Source organism: Rhodococcus spelaei (assembly GCF_006704125.1).
In the GTDB taxonomy this organism is placed as follows: Bacteria; Actinomycetota; Actinomycetes; order Mycobacteriales; family Mycobacteriaceae; genus Rhodococcus_G; species Rhodococcus_G spelaei.
In genome coordinates, this window is record NZ_VIGH01000004.1 from 82190 (window position 1) to 99112 (window position 16923).

Sequence of the window (16923 nt, forward strand, 5' to 3'; positions counted from 1 at the left end):
CGCGCACGCCCGGCGGCGAGTGGCTCACAGTTCGTCGAGCGAGATCAGCCCGTCCTGCACGGCGCGGGCGACGAGTGCGGCCTTCGTGGGGGCCGACCGGCCGACCTGGCTGTACTTCGCGCGGATCCGTGCCAGGTGCGTGTTGACGGTGCCGATGGACAGGAACAGGTCCGCGGCGACGGTGTTCTTGGAGTCGCAGCGCAGCCACCGCAGCAGTACCTCGACCTCGCGCGGCGACAGCGACGGCTTCCGCATGGCCTGCGGTGACATGGCGTGCGGCGTCGGTCGGACCGCGAGAGCGGATGATCGGTGGAGGTACTGGTCCAGTGCAGCGGTCATGTCGTTACTCCCCAAGCTACGGCCGAAAATGGGGGCTCGACCCCACGTCGCGAGTCCCCTGTGCGATATGACGGTAGGTGTTGACTCGACGATTGCCGAGACGGCAGTTCCCTGCCCGTAGAAATAGGGGCACGCTCACGCTTGTGGGTCGGAGGCGGCGACCTCACCGGCAACCGGGACCGCGGCCGGGCGACCCGCATGGTCGAACTCGGTGCGCCGGACACCGTCCGCCCCGCTGACCAGGATCGTTGCCATCGACGCCCGACGCGGCGGCAGGACCCGGACGGTGACCGCTCCGTCGGTGGCCGAGGTGAGCTCGGCCGCGACCGACCCGAGAAACCGCGCGCGGGTGTCCGCGGACGAGTGGTCCATGGCCTTGTCGTCGAGGAGGATCACCTCGACCCCGCGACCGCGGGCGGCGCGGGCGGCGGCGTCCACCGCCGGGTCGGACAGTCCCGGGGCGCGCAGCAGGTCGCGCAGGTGTGCTTCGAGCAGTCGGCAGGCGAGGCGTTCGTCCTCGTCGAGGTTGTCGCCGCTGCCGATCCGCTCGAGCTGGGGTCTGGCCAGCTCGTCGAGTCGGCTCAGCTGGCGGTCGCGCTCCTCGAGCACGGCGGTGTCCGCGGCCTCGGCGGCGATCCGTCGGGTGGTCTGCTCCCGCAGACGGAACACCGCCAGGGCGGACGGTCGGATGGTGAACGCGAAGAAGGTCGCCATCAGCAGCGGCGCCAGGTTGATTACCGAGATGGCGAGGCCGTGGGCGGCGCCCTGACCGGTCAGTGTCGACCACACCACGCAGGTCGTGATCGTCGCGACCATGCCCAGCCAGGCGAAGGCGGTCCGGCCCCGCACCCCCATGAACGCGTAGATCGCGGTGACCGCGCCGAGTGGCCACATCTGCAGCGGACTGGACACCGGGATCGGCAGCACGCCCAGCACCAACGCGCAGGCGACCGGACCGATCGCGGTCATCGCCAAGGTCGGGTAAAGAGGGAGTGGATCGCCGGGTACCCGGACCAGCGCGACCGCGCCGACCGTCACGATCACCACGGCGAGCAGCATCGGCCCGTACGCGGTGATGCCCTCGCTCGATGCCGCCGCGACCACGAGGAAGGTCAGCGAGTAGAAGGAGACGAGAAGCCGCGCCGCGACGCTCTGCATGCCGACCATCCCACTGATGTCGTAACTGCTCGGGGACGGCGTCACGTCTCGCTCCAGGAAAGGTGCACCCGGGTTCCGTCGGACGGGCGGGAGTCGATGCGGGCGGATCCACCGGGCAGTTGCCGCATCCGGCCGACGATGCTGACCGCGAGGCCGAGTCGGTGGGGGGGAACGGTTCTCGGATCGAACCCCTTCCCGTTGTCGGAGACCCGGACCGACAGCAGGTCGGGGGTCAGCGCGACCTCGACGGCACGGTCCGCGTCGTCGCCGGCGTGCCGGATGCTGTTGCGCAGAGCCTCGGCCAGGGCTGCCCCGACGGCGCGGGTGGCCTCGGCGGGCATGGTCAGCGAGTCGGCCTGCTGCCTTCGGTTGATCTTGAGGACGACGTTCTCGTCCACATCGGTCGCGGCGGTGCGCAGGTGGGTGAGGATCTCGGCGCTGTCGAACCGTTCGTGCAGGCCGGTTCCGGTGCGCAGGGCGTCGAGTTGTCGCATCGTGCTGCGGGACTGCCTGCTCACGCTGGTCGTGGCCCCGAGCCGCGAGGCGGACAGCAGGGTCGACATCACGCCGTCGTGGATGAGGGCGTCGAACCGTTCGCGTTCGACGGCGCGGGCACGGCTGGCGGCGGCCGAGGCGGCGGCCGCGTGCGTGGAGTCGGTGGTCGCGTCGAGCAGTCGGCCGGTGCGCAGCGCCATCACCGCCGCGCCGACGAACAGGGTACAGAACATGATCGTGAACGCGATGTCCGGGATCAGCGGGCTGGTGATGCTTCCGTCGCGGGCGATGTGGTTGAGGATCTGGACGCCGGCGCAGCCAACGATCATGTGCGCGAACGCAACTGCCGGACGACACGCCGCGACGGCGGCGAGGCTGGCAACTCCGGGGAAGGCGGACAGCCACACTCCCTCCCCGTTCGTCAGCGAGGGACCGTGCCAGGCCAGTGGCCAGGTCGCGACCGCGACCAGGTAGATGACGGCGGCGGCGGCGGCCGACACCCGCAGTACCCGGGTGTCGGGCAGGAAGGACGTCAGGCCGAAGGCGATGCCGGATCCGAACACGGTCACCGCGGCCACCGGGGTCCACCACGGGGCGAGGTGGGTGTCCTCGGACAGGATCGTGGGCAGCAGGAGCAGGAGGTAGAAGAGGTATCCCGCCGCGGTGAACATCGCGAAGGCCCGGAGGATCCGGTCGGTGGCCTCGCGGCGGGCCACGGCCGCGGCGCCCGGCGACGTCATCCGTGGTCGGGGTGCTGCGGGACCGGCAGCCAGCCGTCTTCCACGGCACGCTTGTACAGCTCGGTCTTGGTGCGCGCGGGCCTGCCTGCTTCCGCGTACTTCGCGCGGATGCGGGCGAGGTAGTCGTTGACGGTGTGCGGGGCGAGTCCGGTGAGGCTCGCGACTCGTGCGGCCTTCTCGCCGGATGCATAGAGTGCCAACACATCTCGTTGTCGGGGGCTGAGTCCGACGTCGAGGAGTCCGGGGTCGCCGTCGATCGCGGCGGCCCACTCGGTGGTGACGACCTGCTCGCCGCGGGCGGCCGCTGCGATCGCGGCGATGACGGTGGCGTTGGGCTCGGACTTGCGGAGCACTCCGAGCACCCCGGCCTTGGCCGCGAGCCGCACGAGGTAGGGGTTCTCCGCGCCGGTGAACACGAGGGTCTCGAGGCCGGCGTCCCGCAACTGTTCCACGTTCGACTTGGGGGACGAGCCGTCCGACAGCCGCAGGTCCAGGATGACCAGGTCCAGCGCGACGCCCTGCGCGAGTAGTTCGGGAACGGTCGCGGCGGAGGCGGCGATCGCGAGGTCGGACTCGTCGGCGAGCATCGTCTCGAGCCCGATCACCACCGACTCGTGGTCCTCGACGATGCCGATCCGGCGCGGGCCCGCGCCGGATCGGTTGTCGTCTGTATTCGCCGCGTTTTCTGTCATTTGTGGTCCTCGCACACCGGGCGCCTGAGCCGTCCCGTGTGGGCAGACTGCAGCAAACCGTAACAGTCGGTGGGGACGGCGGGATTCGGGTGAATCGGGAAGATTCTAGGACGGGTCGATTCGCGATGTGCGGGATGTCCCACTCTCGGCTCGGCACTCGGCGAACCGACGCTACGGCACGATTCAAGGCGCCGGTATCTGCCGAATGAGGGACATCCTCCGCCCCGCTCCAGTAGCGAATACCCGCTGGTAGGAGATACTGTTGCTCTTAGTCAGGCGAAGGATGAAGGGACAACTGGACAACCAACCAAGATCATTTGAACGTTTGACCAGAAAACTCCCGATTCTGTCCCGCCTCTGTGATAAACACATCCAATCGCGAACCGGATTCCGGCCATGGGCACTCGCTTGATGGACGCCAGTTACGACGTCGCGACCCCTTGAATCGAGCGCGGATGTCCGAAACCGAGCCCACCCGACCTGGGCGCACGTAACCAGATCCGACTACCCGTTTCTCTCCCTGACCCCCAGCGGGGGTCCGACGAAAGCTGAGCACATGAACAAGCAGACCAAGGGCGCCATCGCCGCCGGCGCGGCCGCACTCCTCCTCGCCGGTGGTGCCGGCACCATGGCCGCGTGGAATTCCACGCAGTCCCTCGGTGGCGGCACCGTCAGCTCGGGTAAGTTGACCCTGAGCACCGTCGCCGGCAGCACCGGCTGGAAGTGGGTCAACGGCCCGCAGGTCGGCCAGGCGTTCAACCCGGCGAGCGACCTGCTCGTCCCCGGCGACCAGGTCGCCTACAACGCGGTCGTCGCCATCGGCGCGCAGGGTAAGAATCTGTCCGCGAAGCTGACCGCCGACGCCGCCAGCATCACGGGCACGAACGGCCTCGACACCGCGCTCACCAACGTCGTCACCGCGGACGTGGACGGCACCAGCCTCCCGACCGGTGCGGGCGGCGCCACGGTGACCAGCGCGCAGGACAACAAGAACGTCAACGTGCACGTCAACTTCACGCTGCCGACCAGCGTGGCGGGTACCACGGCGCAGAACGGCACGGTCAACCTGTCGAACTTCGCCGTCACTCTGACCCAGCAGTAGGTCGCTGACCCGCCCGCCGCTCTCGCGGCGGACTCCGCGAACGCGCCGACCGGCCCATCCGAACCCCGGATCCGGGTGGTCCGGCCGGCGTGTTCGCGGAATTCGGTTCGGGCCCAACGGCTCTCACACTTCCGGCGCGGCGCCGCGCCTCACCGCTTCACCCACGCACGAAAGGTCCCAGCGAATGTCGCGTCATGAGGTTCCCAATTCCCCGTCAGGGTTCGGCGCCCGGGCGCGCTCGCTGATGTCCGGAGGCAAGCCGCGCGCGATCGCGTCGCTGGGCATCGTGCTCGGCCTCGGCGCCATCGGCACCCTCGCTGCGTGGAGCGACTCCGCGACCGCCACCTCGGGTGTGTTCTCCACCGCCTCGGTGGACCTGCAGCTCAACGGCAGCAGCGGCCCGGCGGTCGGGTTCACCACCCTGACCAAGACCGGCATGATGCCGAACGACAGTGTCGCAGCGGTTCTTCCGGTCAAGAACAATGGCACCGCTGCCTTCTCTTACACGATGGCCGCCGCGGCGACCACCGCTCCGGAACTGGCTCCGTTCCTGAAGGTGACCATCACGACGGGCGCCTCGAACGGCACCACCTGTGCCGGCACCGCGGTCGCTACGAACGTCGCCTTGGTGTCGGGCGGGTCGGCGAACCTGATCTCGACCGCGCGTCCGCTCGCGGGCGGTGCCAGCGAGTCCCTCTGCTTCCAGGTCACCCTGGATCCGATGGTGACCACCGCCGCCCAGGGCAAGACGGTGAACACCTCCTTCAACTTCAACGCGACGACAGCCTGAGTGCGACATGGCAATTCACTCAAACCCCACCGCATCCGGCCGCTCACGCGGCCGTGAAATCGCCCTCAACGTCGGTGCGATCGCCGGCCTGATCTGCGTGCTGGCCGCCGCGGCCTCATTCCTGTTCGGCATCAAGCCGCTGATCTTCCGCTCCGGCTCCATGTCCCCGAGCATCCCGACCGGCGCCCTTGCGCTGTCGAAGGCCACCCCGGTCGCGGACCTCGCGGTTAGCGACGTGGTCAGCGTCCCGGATCAGCAGGGCACCCGAATCACCCACCGCATCAAGGAGGTCGTCTCCACCGACGGCACCACCTCGGTGCTGATCCTCAAGGGCGACGCCAACAAGGACGCCGACATCTCCCCGTACACCGTCACCGAGGTGGACCGGGTGTTCTTCTCCGTCCCCGGCCTCGGCTACGCCGTCTCCTGGCTGTCCTCGCCTGCCGCGATCTTCCTCGGCGGCGGACTGGTCGGCGGGCTGATGGTGCTCGCCTTCGGCCCGGCGTCGAAGCGCAAGGACGACAACGGTTCTGGGGATGGTTCGGGCGGTCCGGGCGAGCACGAGCGGATCGAGCAGCCGGCAGCGCCTGTCTACGCCGACGCTCCCACCGAGCAGTTCCGCGCCCCGACCTTCCAGTTGCGCCGAATCGTGCCCGCCCGCACCGCGATGGCGCTCGGCGCGGTCGGCCTGACCGTGCTCGCCGGGTCCGCGGTCGGCACCAGCGCCGCATTTGTCGGCACCAATACCGCGAACAGCGGGACGTTCGCGCCGGCGGCGAAGCTGCTGCCTGCTGTCACAGGAAACACCTGCTGGAACGACTCCAAGGTCGGCTACAGCGGCGCGGTGCTCAGATGGTCACATATCGGCGCGCCGTACTCTTACAAGATCATCGTCAGACGCGGATCCAGCACCTGGAACATCGACGTACCCTCGAAGTCTGCGGGTACGCAGGAAGATCGGTGGGTCGACAGCGGCGTCGTTGGCGCACACACGGACTGGAACTTCGTCGCAGAGATTCACACGGTGAACCCGGCTGGTCAGATCTCGGCAGACTGGGTTGGAACCAACGTCTGGCAGCAGTACACGAACACAGTGAAGTGCAACGGGCAGACGTCGGGCACCACGTCCGGCGCGGGCTTCTTCTCGGCGCCGGTTCCCGGTGGTGGGGCGGGTGCCCAAGCAGCGAACCTGGCGGCCGCCGGTCCGACCACCACTGCCCCGCAGACCACGACGGCAACGCCTACCGCGACGACGACCACCGCGACGCCGTCGACGACGACCACCTCCGCGACCACCGCGCCGTCGACCACCACGACCGCGCCGGCGACCACGACCACGACGGTGCCGCCGACCACCACCACGACCACGACCACGACCACGGTCCCGCCGACCACCACGACGACCGAACAGAAGGCGCCCGCCGCCCCGGCCCCGGCCGGTGACCTGGCGGTCGCGAACACCTCGACCTCGGGCAACTACACCGCGGCCGTGAGCGCAACCACCGCGACGATCACCGACAAGTCCGGCGCGCAGACGTTCTCCGCCGCCGTCGGCAAGGGCGCCATCGCGCAGTGGGCAAAGAGCTCGGACCAGCTGTGGATCGTCGACGGAAAGAAGCTGTCTGTGGTGGACGCGGCCACAGGCAAGCAGACGCCCGTCGATCCGTCCTCCGACACCGTGCCCGCCGACGTGGCCGCACTGGTAGCGAAGTAGGAGCGCGATGAACCTCAAGACGAAGGGTGCGATCGCGGCCGGTGCCGCGACGGTGCTGCTCGCGGGCGGCGCCGGCACCATGGCCGCGTTCAACGGCGGCGGCAGTGTCGGTGGCGGAGCGGTCGGCGCAGGCAGTCTATCGCTCGCCCAGAGCGGCACCCCCAGCTGGAGCGACCAGTTCGGCCCGGTCAACATCACCAACTACAAGGCTGTCCCCGGTGACGTCCTCACCTACAAGGCCAGCTTCACGGTGACGGCCAAGGGCACCAACCTGATTGCCAATCTCGGAGCCGACAGCGGCACCATCACCGGTGACGCGGCACTCAAGGCAGCGATGAAGTCCTCGGTGACCGCCACCACGGGCGGTGCGTCCCTTCCGTCGAACGCTGGGGGCACGGTGATCACCCCGGCTCAGGACGGCAAGGTCGTCGACGTGAAGGTGATCTTCACCTTCGCCCCGTCCACGTCGGGCGCCACGGCGCAGACGGCCCGGCTCGATCTGTCCAACTTCAACATCACCCTGAAGCAGGTGTAGTCACCATGTCGAACAAGACTCGTTGGTTGGCCATCGGTGGCGCGGCCGTCGTCGGCGTGGCGTTGCTGTCGGCGCAACAGACCGGCGCTCTGTGGACGCAAAGCCAGACCCTGGATGCTGGCACCATCCACTCCGGCACGCTCGACCTGTCCGTCGGCGGCAGCGGGATCAGCACCTACCCGTTCACCGCGCTCGCCGGCGCGAACATGATGCCCGGTGGCTACGCGCAGGCACCGGTGAAGGTTTTCAACTCCGGCAACGTGCTGATGAAGTACAAGCTGCTCAGTGGAATCCAGTCGAATTCCGCTGTGCCGCTTGACCTGACCCTCTCGACTGTCGTCAACGAGGCGGCCTGCCCGGCCACCGGCAACCCGACCGCGCCCACCCAGCTCTACAGCGGCGCGCTGGTCGGGTCGACGTTCGCCGAGCGGTCCGTGCAACCCGGAGCCGCCGAGGTACTGTGCCTGCGCGCCACCGTCGGCGCCGCCGCGCAGCCCGGTCAGAGCACGACGGCGACGTTCACCTTCTCGGCACAGTCCCGATGAGTGACACGGTGGAGGGCGCCGACCTCGGCGCGTGGGGATGGGTCAAGAGCATCGTCTCCTGGCTCGTGCTGATCGCCGTGGTGGCGATCCTCGCGCTGACCATCGTCGTCCCCCGGCTGACGGGGTCGACGCCCTACACCGTGCTCACCGGCTCGATGATCCCCACCTACCCGCCCGGCACGCTGATCGTCGTCAAGCCGCAGGACCCGATGTCGCTTCGGGTCGGGGACGCGATCACCTTCCAGAAGGAGTCCGGCAACCCGACGGTGGTCACGCACCGGATCATCGAGTCCCGGCAGAACTCGCAGGGTGAGCGCAGCTTCGTCACCCAGGGCGACGCCAACCCGTCCCGCGACCAGAATCCGGTTGTCCCGGAGCAGGTTCGGGGCAAGGTCTGGTACAGCGTCCCCTATCTCGGGTACGTGAACAACGTCATCACCGGTCAGCAGCGCGCACTGATGATCGTCGTGGTCGTCGGTGGCCTGTTCCTCTACGCGGGCTACATGTTCGTCGGGGCGATCCGGGAACGCACCCGCAAGGGCCGGCCCGACGGGCAGGCGCCGACAGATCCCGTTCCCGCGCCCGCCTCTGTCCCCGCGCCCGCCCCCGTTCCGGTGCGTGCGCACGCCGGACCGACAGCGACAGGCTCGCAGTGGTCCGAGGCGGACACCATCGTCATGCCCCGCATCGACGGGCGGCACCGAGCCCCCTGACGCGGTATGACGTCGATGGCCGCGACAATGCCCGATGCGCGCACGACTACGTCATCGTGTACCGAGAACTGACCGTCGACGAGAAGATCGCCCATCGCCACAGCAGCGGGCTTCTCGTCGGTCGAACGCCTGCGCATCGCCTACCGCACAGCCCGCATGATCACCGAACGGGACACTCCCGAGGTGGCGCAAACCTGGTTTCAGGGCCTTAACCCGGAGTTCGACTCCCGACACGGCGACGGATTCACGCTCTGGGCCGTCTACGAACGCCCCGGCGACACCGCAGTCTCCTCGTACGTGACCCCCTTCGACCTGGTCTGGGTCGAGGGCTGACGAACCACGGAGCTTTGCTCGCAACTTTTGTGAGACCGACAACGAGGCCGGTTCGCCTAGTCGAACGTTCGGGTCGAAGCTTCCCGCGGCCGAGGGTGCCGATCCGCACAGACGGAAGGGGCGGAGCTGCAAGAACCGGAGGGCATGGCTACCGAGGGGTGTAGCTGGCCCGCCACGTCTGGTTCGCCTGTCGTGTCCAAGAATCGACCCCAACCGAACGTCATCCAGACGCGGCGGTGCCCCACCGGTATTTCGGTGGGGCACCGCGGGTTGAGCGAGGTGGAACTGGTCGATCAGCTGCCGAAGATGCTGGTCAGCGAACCCGTGTCCATGGATCCGTTGCCGCCGCCGGTACCCGCGGTGGCCGTCACCGTGTGCACAGCGGAGGTGGACGTCGCGTGGGTGGCGTCACCGGCGTAGACGGCGGTGATGGAATGCGCACCCGCGGTGAAGATCTGGGTGAGCTTCGCGACGCCGTTGGTCAGAGCCACCGGCTGGCCGAGGTTGGTGGTGCCGTCCTTGAACTGGACGAGGCCGGTGGCGCCGGCCGGGGTGACCGTCGCGGTCAGCTGGACGCCGGCGCTGGTGTTGGTGGTGGCCGGGCCGGTCACCACGGTGGTGGTCGCGCCCGCGGCCGGGTCCGTCACGGTGACCGGGAAGGCCACCGAGGTGGACGTCGCGTTGGCGGTGTCACCGGAGTACACGGCCGTGACGCTGTGTGCGCCTGCGGTGCTGAACGCCTGGCTCAGCGTGGCAATGCCGTTGATGACGGCGGCCGGGGTGCCGAGGTTGATCGCGCCGTCCTTGAACTGGACGGTGCCGGTGGCCGCGGCAGGGGCGACGGTCGCGGTCAGGGTGACCGGCACTCCGGTGGTGGCAGTGCCCGCGCCGGTCACCGTGGTGGTGGTCGGGGCGCCGGCGGTGTCGAGCTCGAAGTCGAGGCTGAAGTTCGGGTTGACGGACTTGTCCTGCGAATCGTTGCCGGCGTCCTTCGGCATGCCGACGACGAGCATCACCTTGGCGGTCTGGCCAGGAGCGAGGTGGGCTGCCTTGAGCTCGGTGCCGGCCGTGGCCATGTTGTTGGTGACGTCGACGACGTCGCCGCTCGCGTCGTTGATCTCGGCCCGCACGTATGCCTGCATGCCGGCGTCGATGGTGTAATTGCCGAGGTACACCTGGAGGGTGCCGCCCTGGTTGGTGCCGTTCTTGGCCCAGAATTTGCTGGTCGACTCGCTGCCCGGGACCAGGCCGCCGCCGAGGTTGGGAATCTTGTCCATCCCGCCCCAGGTGGACTGGTCGGTGGAGTACTGCAGGAGGGTGGGGTCGGCGTGCGCGGCAGCGGGCACCATCACGGCGGCAAAGGCCGTCATGGACAGGGCTGCGGCTGCGCCGCCAATGGCAGTGGCAAGCCGCTTGAAGCCGCCCTGCGTGATGATGGTCTGGGTCATTGCGGCAGCGTAAAGGAAGAATTGGTCCAAGCGTCCAGTTTGTAGAAACTTGTACTTCGTCCAGTGTGGGCATCCGTAAGCGACCCGAAAGATGCCGTGTCGGCCGTTCGGCTGGCCGTCCGGCGTGTCCCGCGGGGCGCGCCGCGCGGGACAAGTGACGGTACCGATGACGGACTATGCGGGGCCGAAAAAGATCCTGTGGTGGATTCCCAGATACTGGCGGCCGACCGCCCGGTTCGTCCAATTGGTGGGGCGTCGGCGCCGAGAGTAGGGTGTCGGGGTCCAGCAGAGTCGATGGAAGAGGAGGTGTGGCTTGTCGTGAAGGGCCAACCTCCGAGTACCCGCCGAAGTCGTCGCTGAGCCCTCGGGCGCTAGTTCTCCATCGCACAAGCTCCTTCGCGCAGCGGCGATTTCGCGATCACCACACCGCACGTCACCAGACGACGTGCTGCCCGTGCATCCGACTTACGCGAAAGCTGTTCCCCATGCGTGAAAAGCGTCCCTTCCGCGCCCTGCTGCCCAGCCGCGCCGCCGACCCGTCCCGCGAGCTGATCGCTCCCGAGCACTCGATGGCCCCGCACCACACCCCGCCCGCGCCGATCGTGGTCGCGCCGGTCGAGGCCAGCGTCGTCAACAGTGCCGTCTACCGCGACGGCTGCCGGATCGAGACACCGTCCAACCTGGCCGACGCGTTGCGCAGCCTGCCCGACGCGTCGTCGATGGCGTGGATCGGGATGTACCGGCCCGACGCGGAGCAGTTGCTCGCGGCCGCCGAGCAGTTCGGACTGCACGAGCTCGCCGTCGAGGACGCCATCGTCGCGCACCAGCGACCCAAGCTCGAGCGCTACGGCGAGACGCTGTTCGTGGTGCTGCGGGCGGCCCGCTACCTCGACGAGACCGAACGCGTCGACTTCGGCGAACTGCACGTGTTCGTCGGCCCGACCTTCGTGCTCACCGTCCGGCACAGCGAGTCGCCCGACCTCTCCGCCGTCCGCGCCCGCATGGAGAACGACCCCGACCTGCTGCGACTGGGCCCCGAGGCGGTGCTGTACGCGATCCTCGACGCAGTCGTCGACGGTTACGCACCGGTGGTCGCGGGCCTGCAGAACGACATCGACGAGATCGAGACCGAGGTGTTCAGCGGCGACCCCAAGGTGTCGCGGCGCATCTACGAACTCACCCGCGAGGTCATCGAGTTCCAGCGCGCCACCCGTCCGCTGCTGGACATGCTCAGCGGGCTGTCCGCCGGGTTCGAGAAGTACAAGACCGACGAGGAACTGCAGCGGTACCTGCGCGACGTCACCGACCACGCGACCACCGTCGTCGAGCGGGCCGACGGGTTCCGTCAACTGCTCGGCAACATCCTCACCGTCAACGCCACGCTGGTCTCGCAGACCCAGAACGAGGAGATGTCGGCGCTCACGCAGGCCAGTTACGCGCAGAACGAGGAGATCAAGAAGGTCTCCGCCTGGGCCGCAATCCTGTTCGCGCCCACCCTGATCGGCACCGTGTACGGCATGAACTTCGACTCGATGCCGGAACTGCACTGGGCCGGCGGCTACCCGATGGCGTTGATGATGATGGTGCTGACCTGTTTCGGGCTGTACACCGTCTTCAAACGGCGCGGCTGGCTGTAGTGCCTCAGCCCGCCGGCTGGTCCTTGCCGCGGAGCTTGCGCCACTGGGTGACGGCGATGTACTTGACGAGCAGTCCGTAGTTGCGGAGCTTCTGCACGGTGGTCCCTTCGATGTGCGACCGCGCGGTGGTCGCGCGGCCAACGGCCCACAATACGGTTAGCTGATTCGCCGCAAGGCCGGTTCGGCGGATCAGTCCCGACCCGCGGACGGTCCCGCCCGAACGGATGCCTGTACACCGGCGCCGACCCCGCCATACGCTGGATGGACTCCGTCCCTCGAGAGTGAGGATGAGTCGATGAGCAATCACGTGTACAGCGTCACCGAGGTGGTCGGGTCCTCGAAGAAAGGCATCGACGACGCGATCGCCGGGGCCGTGGCCAGGGCGAACGAGACGGTCCGGAACCTGGAGTGGTTCGAGGTCGTGCACACCCGCGGGCACATCGAGAACGGGAAGGTCGGGCATGTGCAGGTGACCCTCAAGCTGGGGTTCCGGCTCGACACCGAGTAGTTCCGGGCTCGGTCACACCGACGCAGGCGCCTGGGCGGGGCGCGTGTTCGGCGCGCCGATCGGGCCGGGGTGGGTGACTATGGGTGGGTGGACCTGCCGCTGAGCCCGCCCCTCCAGCCGATGCTGGCCAAGGCCGCCGCGAGCGTGCCGGCACAGCCCGACGGCGCCGAGCCCGAATGGTCGTACGAGCCGAAGTGGGACGGCTTCCGCGCCATCGTCTTCCGTGACGGCGACGAGGTGGTGCTCAGCTCCCGCAGCGGCAAGGACCTGGGCCGCTACTTCCCCGAGATGCTCGACGCGATCCGAGCCGAACTGCCCGACCGCTGCGTGCTCGACGGCGAACTGGTGGTCCCGCGCGAGGTGGACGGCCGCACCCGGTTGGACTGGGAGTCGCTGTCCGAGCGCATCCATCCGGCGGCCAGCCGCGTCACCCTGCTCGCCGAGCAGACGCCGTCGCAGCTGGTCGGCTTCGACCTCCTCGCGCTCGGCGACGACGACCTCACCGGCCGACCGTTCGCGGACCGTCGCGCCGCCCTGCTCGACGTGGTCGGCGGTGTTGAATTGGCCGGCACCGCCGGCGGACCGTCCTGTCACGTCACCGCCGCGACCACCGATGCGGCGCTGGCTCAGCGGTGGTTCAGCGAGTTCGAGGGCGCCGGCCTGGACGGTGTGGTCGCGAAGAAGCTTGCCGGACAGTACCTTCCGAACAAGCGCGAGATGGTGAAGGTGAAGCACGCACGCACCGCGGACTGCGTGGTGATCGGGTACCGGCCGCACAAGAGCCAGCCGGGGATCGGCTCGATGCTGCTCGGCCTCTACGACGGCGACGACATGCACTTCATCGGCGGCGCTTCGGCTTTCACCGCCGCGCGACGCGTCGAACTGCTCGACATCCTCGACCCGTTGCGTCTCGGCGAGGACGTCGTGCACGACGGCGAGGCCAGCCGGTGGGCGGCGGGCAAGGACCGCCAATGGGTGCCGCTGCGACCCGAACTGGTGGTGGAGGTGGCCTACGACCAGCTCGAGGGCGACAGGTTGCGGCACGTCGCCCGCTTCCTGCGCTGGCGACCGGACCGCGAGCCGCGGTCGTGTACCTACGAACAGCTGGAGGTTCCGGTGCGCTACGACCTGACCGACGTCCTCGCCGGGGGTAAGTGACATGGCGACGAAGGCACCGGCGATCGAACTGGACGTCGACGACATCGCGGTTCGCCTGTCGAGCCCGGACAAGGTGATGTTCCCGCAACTCGGCGCCGACGGCGGCACCAAACGGCATCTCGCCGAGTACTACCGCAGCGTCGCGACGTTCGACGGCGGCGGCATCATGACCGCGCTGCGGCAACGGCCCACGCACCTGCAGCGGTTCCCGGACGGCATCGAAGGTGAGGAGGTGTACCAGAAGCGTCTGCCGGCCAAGCGGCCCGAACACCTCGGCACGTGCACCGTGACGAACCCGAACGGACGCACCGCCGACGCATTGCTGGTGCGTCACCCCGCCGACATCGTGTGGGCCGCGCAGATGGGCAATGTCACCTTCCACCCGTGGCCGGTGCGGTGCGCCGACACCGACCGACCGGATGAGCTGCGGATCGACCTGGATCCGCAGCCCGGCACCGGCTTCGCGCAGGCGCGGGCGGTCGCGCTGGACCTGCTGGCACCGCTGCTCGACGAGCTGGGTCTGGTCGGCTACCCGAAGACCTCCGGCGGTCGCGGCGTGCACGTGTACGTGCGGATCGAGCCGCGCTGGGACTTCATCGAGGTGCGGCGCGCGGTGATCGCAATGGCCCGCGAGATCGAGCGGCGCGACCCGACCCGTGTGACCACCGCCTGGTGGAAGGAGGAACGCGGGGAGCGGATCTTCGTGGACTTCAACCAGACCGCGCGGGACAAGACGGTCGCGTCGGCCTACTCGGTGCGCAAGACCCCGCGGGCGACGGTGTCGACGCCCGTCACCTGGGCCGAGTTGGCGGACGTCGAACCGGACGACTTCACCATCGCCACGGTGCCCGACCTGCTCGCCCGCCGCGGTGACCCGGCCGCGGGCATCGACGCGGTCGTGCACACCCTGGACGGCCTGCTCGAGATGGCGGAGCGGGACGCGGCGAACGGGCTCGGGGACATGCCGTATCCGCCGCAGTACCCGAAGATGCCCGGGGAGCCGAAGCGGGTGCAGCCCAGCCGGGACCGGGACCGGAAGTAGCCGTCTTCGGGCCACGTCCACCGTATTTCGACAGTAGGCTCAGCATCGGCAAGGCATCGTCACACGGCAGTTCACGCGCGAACCTTCGGAGGATGAGATGACCGAGAGCCCTATCGTCGAGAGCAACGAGGCGATCCTGCGGATCGCCAAGGACGTGTGGTGGATGCTGCTGGTGCGCGGCATCGTCGCCGTGATCTTCGGCATCGTCGCGATCGCGTGGCCGCACGCGACTGTCAAGGTGTTGATCGTCGTGGTCGGTGTGTTCTGGATCGTCGACGGGGTGACCTCGGCGGTCCGGGCGATCCAGGCCCGCAAGGTCGTGCAGAGCTGGGTGTGGTGGCTGGCCGCCGCCGTCGTCTCGGTGGCGGCGGGCATCGTCCTGTTCGCCTGGCCCGCCTTGACCGCACTGGCCTTCGCGTACCTGATGGGATTCTGGGCGATTCTCGTCGGCATCCTCGAGGTGATCGGCGCGTTCCAGGTGATGGCGAACGGTGGGCAGTGGATCGGGGCGATGGTGGCCGGCGTCCTCGCCGTCCTGTTCGGCCTGGTCCTGTTGATCTGGCCCGGCTCCGGTATCACCGGCCTCATGTGGCTCGTCGGTGGGTTCGCCATCCTGTTCGGAATCCTCTTCCTGGTCAGCGCCTTCCAGGTGCGGTCCGCAGCCAAACGCGCCGGCGTCGTCTGAGCCGATGGTCGAGCGGTCGGCGCGCATCCACTCGTTCGGCGATGCCTCGCGGCCGCCGACGCAGATGCACGTCGACCCTCGCTTCCTGCCGCTCGCGGACGCCTTCTTCGAGCTGTACCGAACCCGGGACAACGGCGGCGGTGCGCTCGCGGCGTACCTGAACGGTGAACTGGTGCTCGACATCTGGGCTGGGTGGGCGGACCGCGACCGGCGCTGGACGCGGGACACGATGGCGTTGTCCTTCTCCACCGGAAAGGGTGTCGCGAGCACCGCTGCGCATCGCCTCGCGGAGCGTGGCGTGCTGGTGTACGACGAACCGGTCGCCAGCTACTGGCCTGAGTTCGCGGCCGCAGGCAAAGAGCGAATCACCGTGCGGGACATGCTCACCCATCGAGCAGGTTTGCACCGGGTGCGGGGTCTGGTACCGGGACGGCGCGGCCTGCTCGACTACGACGCCGTGGTCGCCGCGCTGGCCGCCGCCGCCCCCGATACCCGTCGGCTGCGAGCTCCCGGCTACCACGCGGTCACCTTCGGTTGGCTCGTCGCCGAGACGGTCACCCGAGCCACCGGGAGGGACTTCGTCGACGTGGTGCGCGACGAGATCGCGAAACCGTTGGGGGTCGGTGACTTCTGGTATCGAGTGCCCGCGGACCAGCGTGGCCGGATCGCGAAGCTGTTCCCGCACATCGCGCCCGGCGGGGTGCCGTGGGAACTGACGTCATCGGTGCTGTCACGGGTGCGCCCGTTGCGCGGGCTCGCCGAGGCGGCCATGCCGGACGGTTTCGACGAACTGGTCCGCGACCCCGCCGTGCACGATGCGGTGATGCCGGGCTGGAACGGGGTGTTCACCGCGCGGGCGCTGGCCAGGATGTACGGGGCGATCGCCAACGGCGGCGCGATCGACGGCGTGCAGTTCCTGGCGCCGGAGACCATCGCGCAGATGGGAACCGTGCAGACCCGCGGACGCGACTACGTGCTCGGTGCGCCGGTGAACTGGCGCCTGGGCTACCACCCGGTGATCGTCGCCAACCGGGTCCAGCCGCGGCGCGCGTTCGGGCACTACGGCGTCGGGGGCTCCGGTGCCTACGCCGATCCCGACAGCGGGTTGTCGCTGGCGTTCGTCACCAACCGGATGGGCAACGCGCTCACGGCCCTCGGTGATCTGCGGTTGGCCCGCCTCGGCGCGAAGGCGCAGGCGATCACGGCCCGAATCTGAGCTTCCGGTCCGTCTCGCCGCCCACACCGCAGCTGTCGCCGTCACGCCCGTTCTGCACGGACAGAACGGTTGT

18 protein-coding genes are annotated in these 16923 nt (G+C 68.8%); 13 read left to right on the plus strand and 5 right to left on the minus strand.

From position 1 onward, the window contains the following. Positions 1-24 precede the first annotated feature (24 nt). From FK531_RS09790 to FK531_RS09805, 4 genes are all read right to left on the minus strand, one after another. The gene (locus FK531_RS09790; RefSeq protein ID WP_181762892.1) at positions 25-339 is read right to left on the minus strand and encodes a response regulator transcription factor; all 315 of its coding nucleotides are present in this window, start codon (positions 337-339) and stop codon (positions 25-27) included. 135 nt (positions 340-474) lie between these two features. Beyond that, positions 475-1542, minus strand: coding sequence for a DUF8320 family protein (locus tag FK531_RS09795; RefSeq protein ID WP_246098077.1), 1068 nt, complete (start codon positions 1540-1542; stop codon positions 475-477). Beyond that, complete coding sequence (locus FK531_RS09800) at positions 1539-2732, minus strand: sensor histidine kinase (protein WP_181762893.1); 1194 nt, start codon at positions 2730-2732, stop codon at positions 1539-1541. Before FK531_RS09800 ends, FK531_RS09795 begins: the two co-directional genes overlap by 4 nt. Continuing rightward, positions 2729-3424: a response regulator transcription factor gene (locus FK531_RS09805; RefSeq protein ID WP_142098488.1), complete on the minus strand. Its 696-nt coding sequence runs from the start codon at positions 3422-3424 to the stop codon at positions 2729-2731. The genes FK531_RS09800 and FK531_RS09805 overlap by 4 nt, the downstream gene beginning before the upstream one ends. Positions 3425-3980: 556 nt before the next feature. Here FK531_RS09805 and FK531_RS09810 point away from each other — a divergent pair. The 7 genes from FK531_RS09810 to FK531_RS22330 all read left to right on the plus strand — a co-directional run bounded on the left by FK531_RS09810 (position 3981) and on the right by FK531_RS22330 (position 9156). Further along, a complete protein-coding gene (locus FK531_RS09810; protein ID WP_142098491.1) occupies positions 3981-4526 on the plus strand; it encodes an alternate-type signal peptide domain-containing protein in 546 nt (181 codons plus the stop codon). A 184-nt stretch (positions 4527-4710) separates the two neighbouring features. Next, entirely contained in the window at positions 4711-5316 is a 606-nt protein-coding gene (locus FK531_RS09815) for a SipW-dependent-type signal peptide-containing protein (RefSeq protein ID WP_142098494.1), read from the plus strand. 7 nt (positions 5317-5323) lie between these two features. Next, positions 5324-7030, plus strand: coding sequence for a S24/S26 family peptidase (locus FK531_RS22325; protein ID WP_181762894.1), 1707 nt, complete (start codon positions 5324-5326; stop codon positions 7028-7030). Positions 7031-7037: 7 nt separating this feature from the next. Beyond that, positions 7038-7565 (plus strand): alternate-type signal peptide domain-containing protein, encoded by a 528-nt coding sequence (locus FK531_RS09830; protein WP_142098497.1) that lies wholly within the window; start codon positions 7038-7040, stop codon positions 7563-7565. A gap of 5 nt (positions 7566-7570) precedes the next feature. Continuing rightward, positions 7571-8110, plus strand: a complete 540-nt coding sequence (locus FK531_RS09835; RefSeq protein ID WP_142098500.1) for a hypothetical protein — start codon at positions 7571-7573, stop codon at positions 8108-8110. Then, positions 8107-8823: a signal peptidase I gene (locus tag FK531_RS09840; RefSeq protein WP_142098503.1), complete on the plus strand. Its 717-nt coding sequence runs from the start codon at positions 8107-8109 to the stop codon at positions 8821-8823. Before FK531_RS09835 ends, FK531_RS09840 begins: the two co-directional genes overlap by 4 nt. A 156-nt stretch (positions 8824-8979) precedes the next feature. Then, positions 8980-9156, plus strand: coding sequence for a hypothetical protein (locus FK531_RS22330; protein WP_181762930.1), 177 nt, complete (start codon positions 8980-8982; stop codon positions 9154-9156). Between the two features lie 293 nt (positions 9157-9449). Here the strand turns inward: FK531_RS22330 and FK531_RS09845 are convergent, their stop codons facing one another. Then, complete coding sequence (locus tag FK531_RS09845) at positions 9450-10604, minus strand: Ig-like domain-containing protein (protein ID WP_142098507.1); 1155 nt, start codon at positions 10602-10604, stop codon at positions 9450-9452. Positions 10605-11173: 569 nt separating this feature from the next. Between FK531_RS09845 and FK531_RS09850 the strand changes: the two genes are divergently transcribed. From FK531_RS09850 to FK531_RS09875, 6 genes are all read left to right on the plus strand, one after another. Further along, positions 11174-12241 carry a magnesium and cobalt transport protein CorA gene (locus tag FK531_RS09850; protein WP_435531044.1) on the plus strand — a complete coding sequence of 356 codons (1068 nt, stop codon included), beginning with the start codon at positions 11174-11176 and terminating at the stop codon, positions 12239-12241. Between the two features lie 295 nt (positions 12242-12536). Continuing rightward, complete coding sequence (locus tag FK531_RS09855; RefSeq protein WP_142098513.1) at positions 12537-12749, plus strand: dodecin; 213 nt, start codon at positions 12537-12539, stop codon at positions 12747-12749. An 87-nt stretch (positions 12750-12836) separates the two neighbouring features. Then, positions 12837-13907 carry an ATP-dependent DNA ligase gene (locus FK531_RS09860; protein ID WP_142098517.1) on the plus strand — a complete coding sequence of 357 codons (1071 nt, stop codon included), beginning with the start codon at positions 12837-12839 and terminating at the stop codon, positions 13905-13907. A gap of 1 nt (position 13908) precedes the next feature. After that, positions 13909-14949 (plus strand): non-homologous end-joining DNA ligase, encoded by a 1041-nt coding sequence (gene ligD / locus FK531_RS09865; RefSeq protein ID WP_142098520.1) that lies wholly within the window; start codon positions 13909-13911, stop codon positions 14947-14949. A gap of 97 nt (positions 14950-15046) precedes the next feature. Beyond that, positions 15047-15634, plus strand: coding sequence for an HdeD family acid-resistance protein (locus FK531_RS09870; RefSeq protein WP_142098523.1), 588 nt, complete (start codon positions 15047-15049; stop codon positions 15632-15634). A gap of 4 nt (positions 15635-15638) precedes the next feature. After that, positions 15639-16850 (plus strand): serine hydrolase domain-containing protein, encoded by a 1212-nt coding sequence (locus tag FK531_RS09875; RefSeq protein WP_142098527.1) that lies wholly within the window; start codon positions 15639-15641, stop codon positions 16848-16850. Positions 16851-16923: the final 73 nt, after the last annotated feature.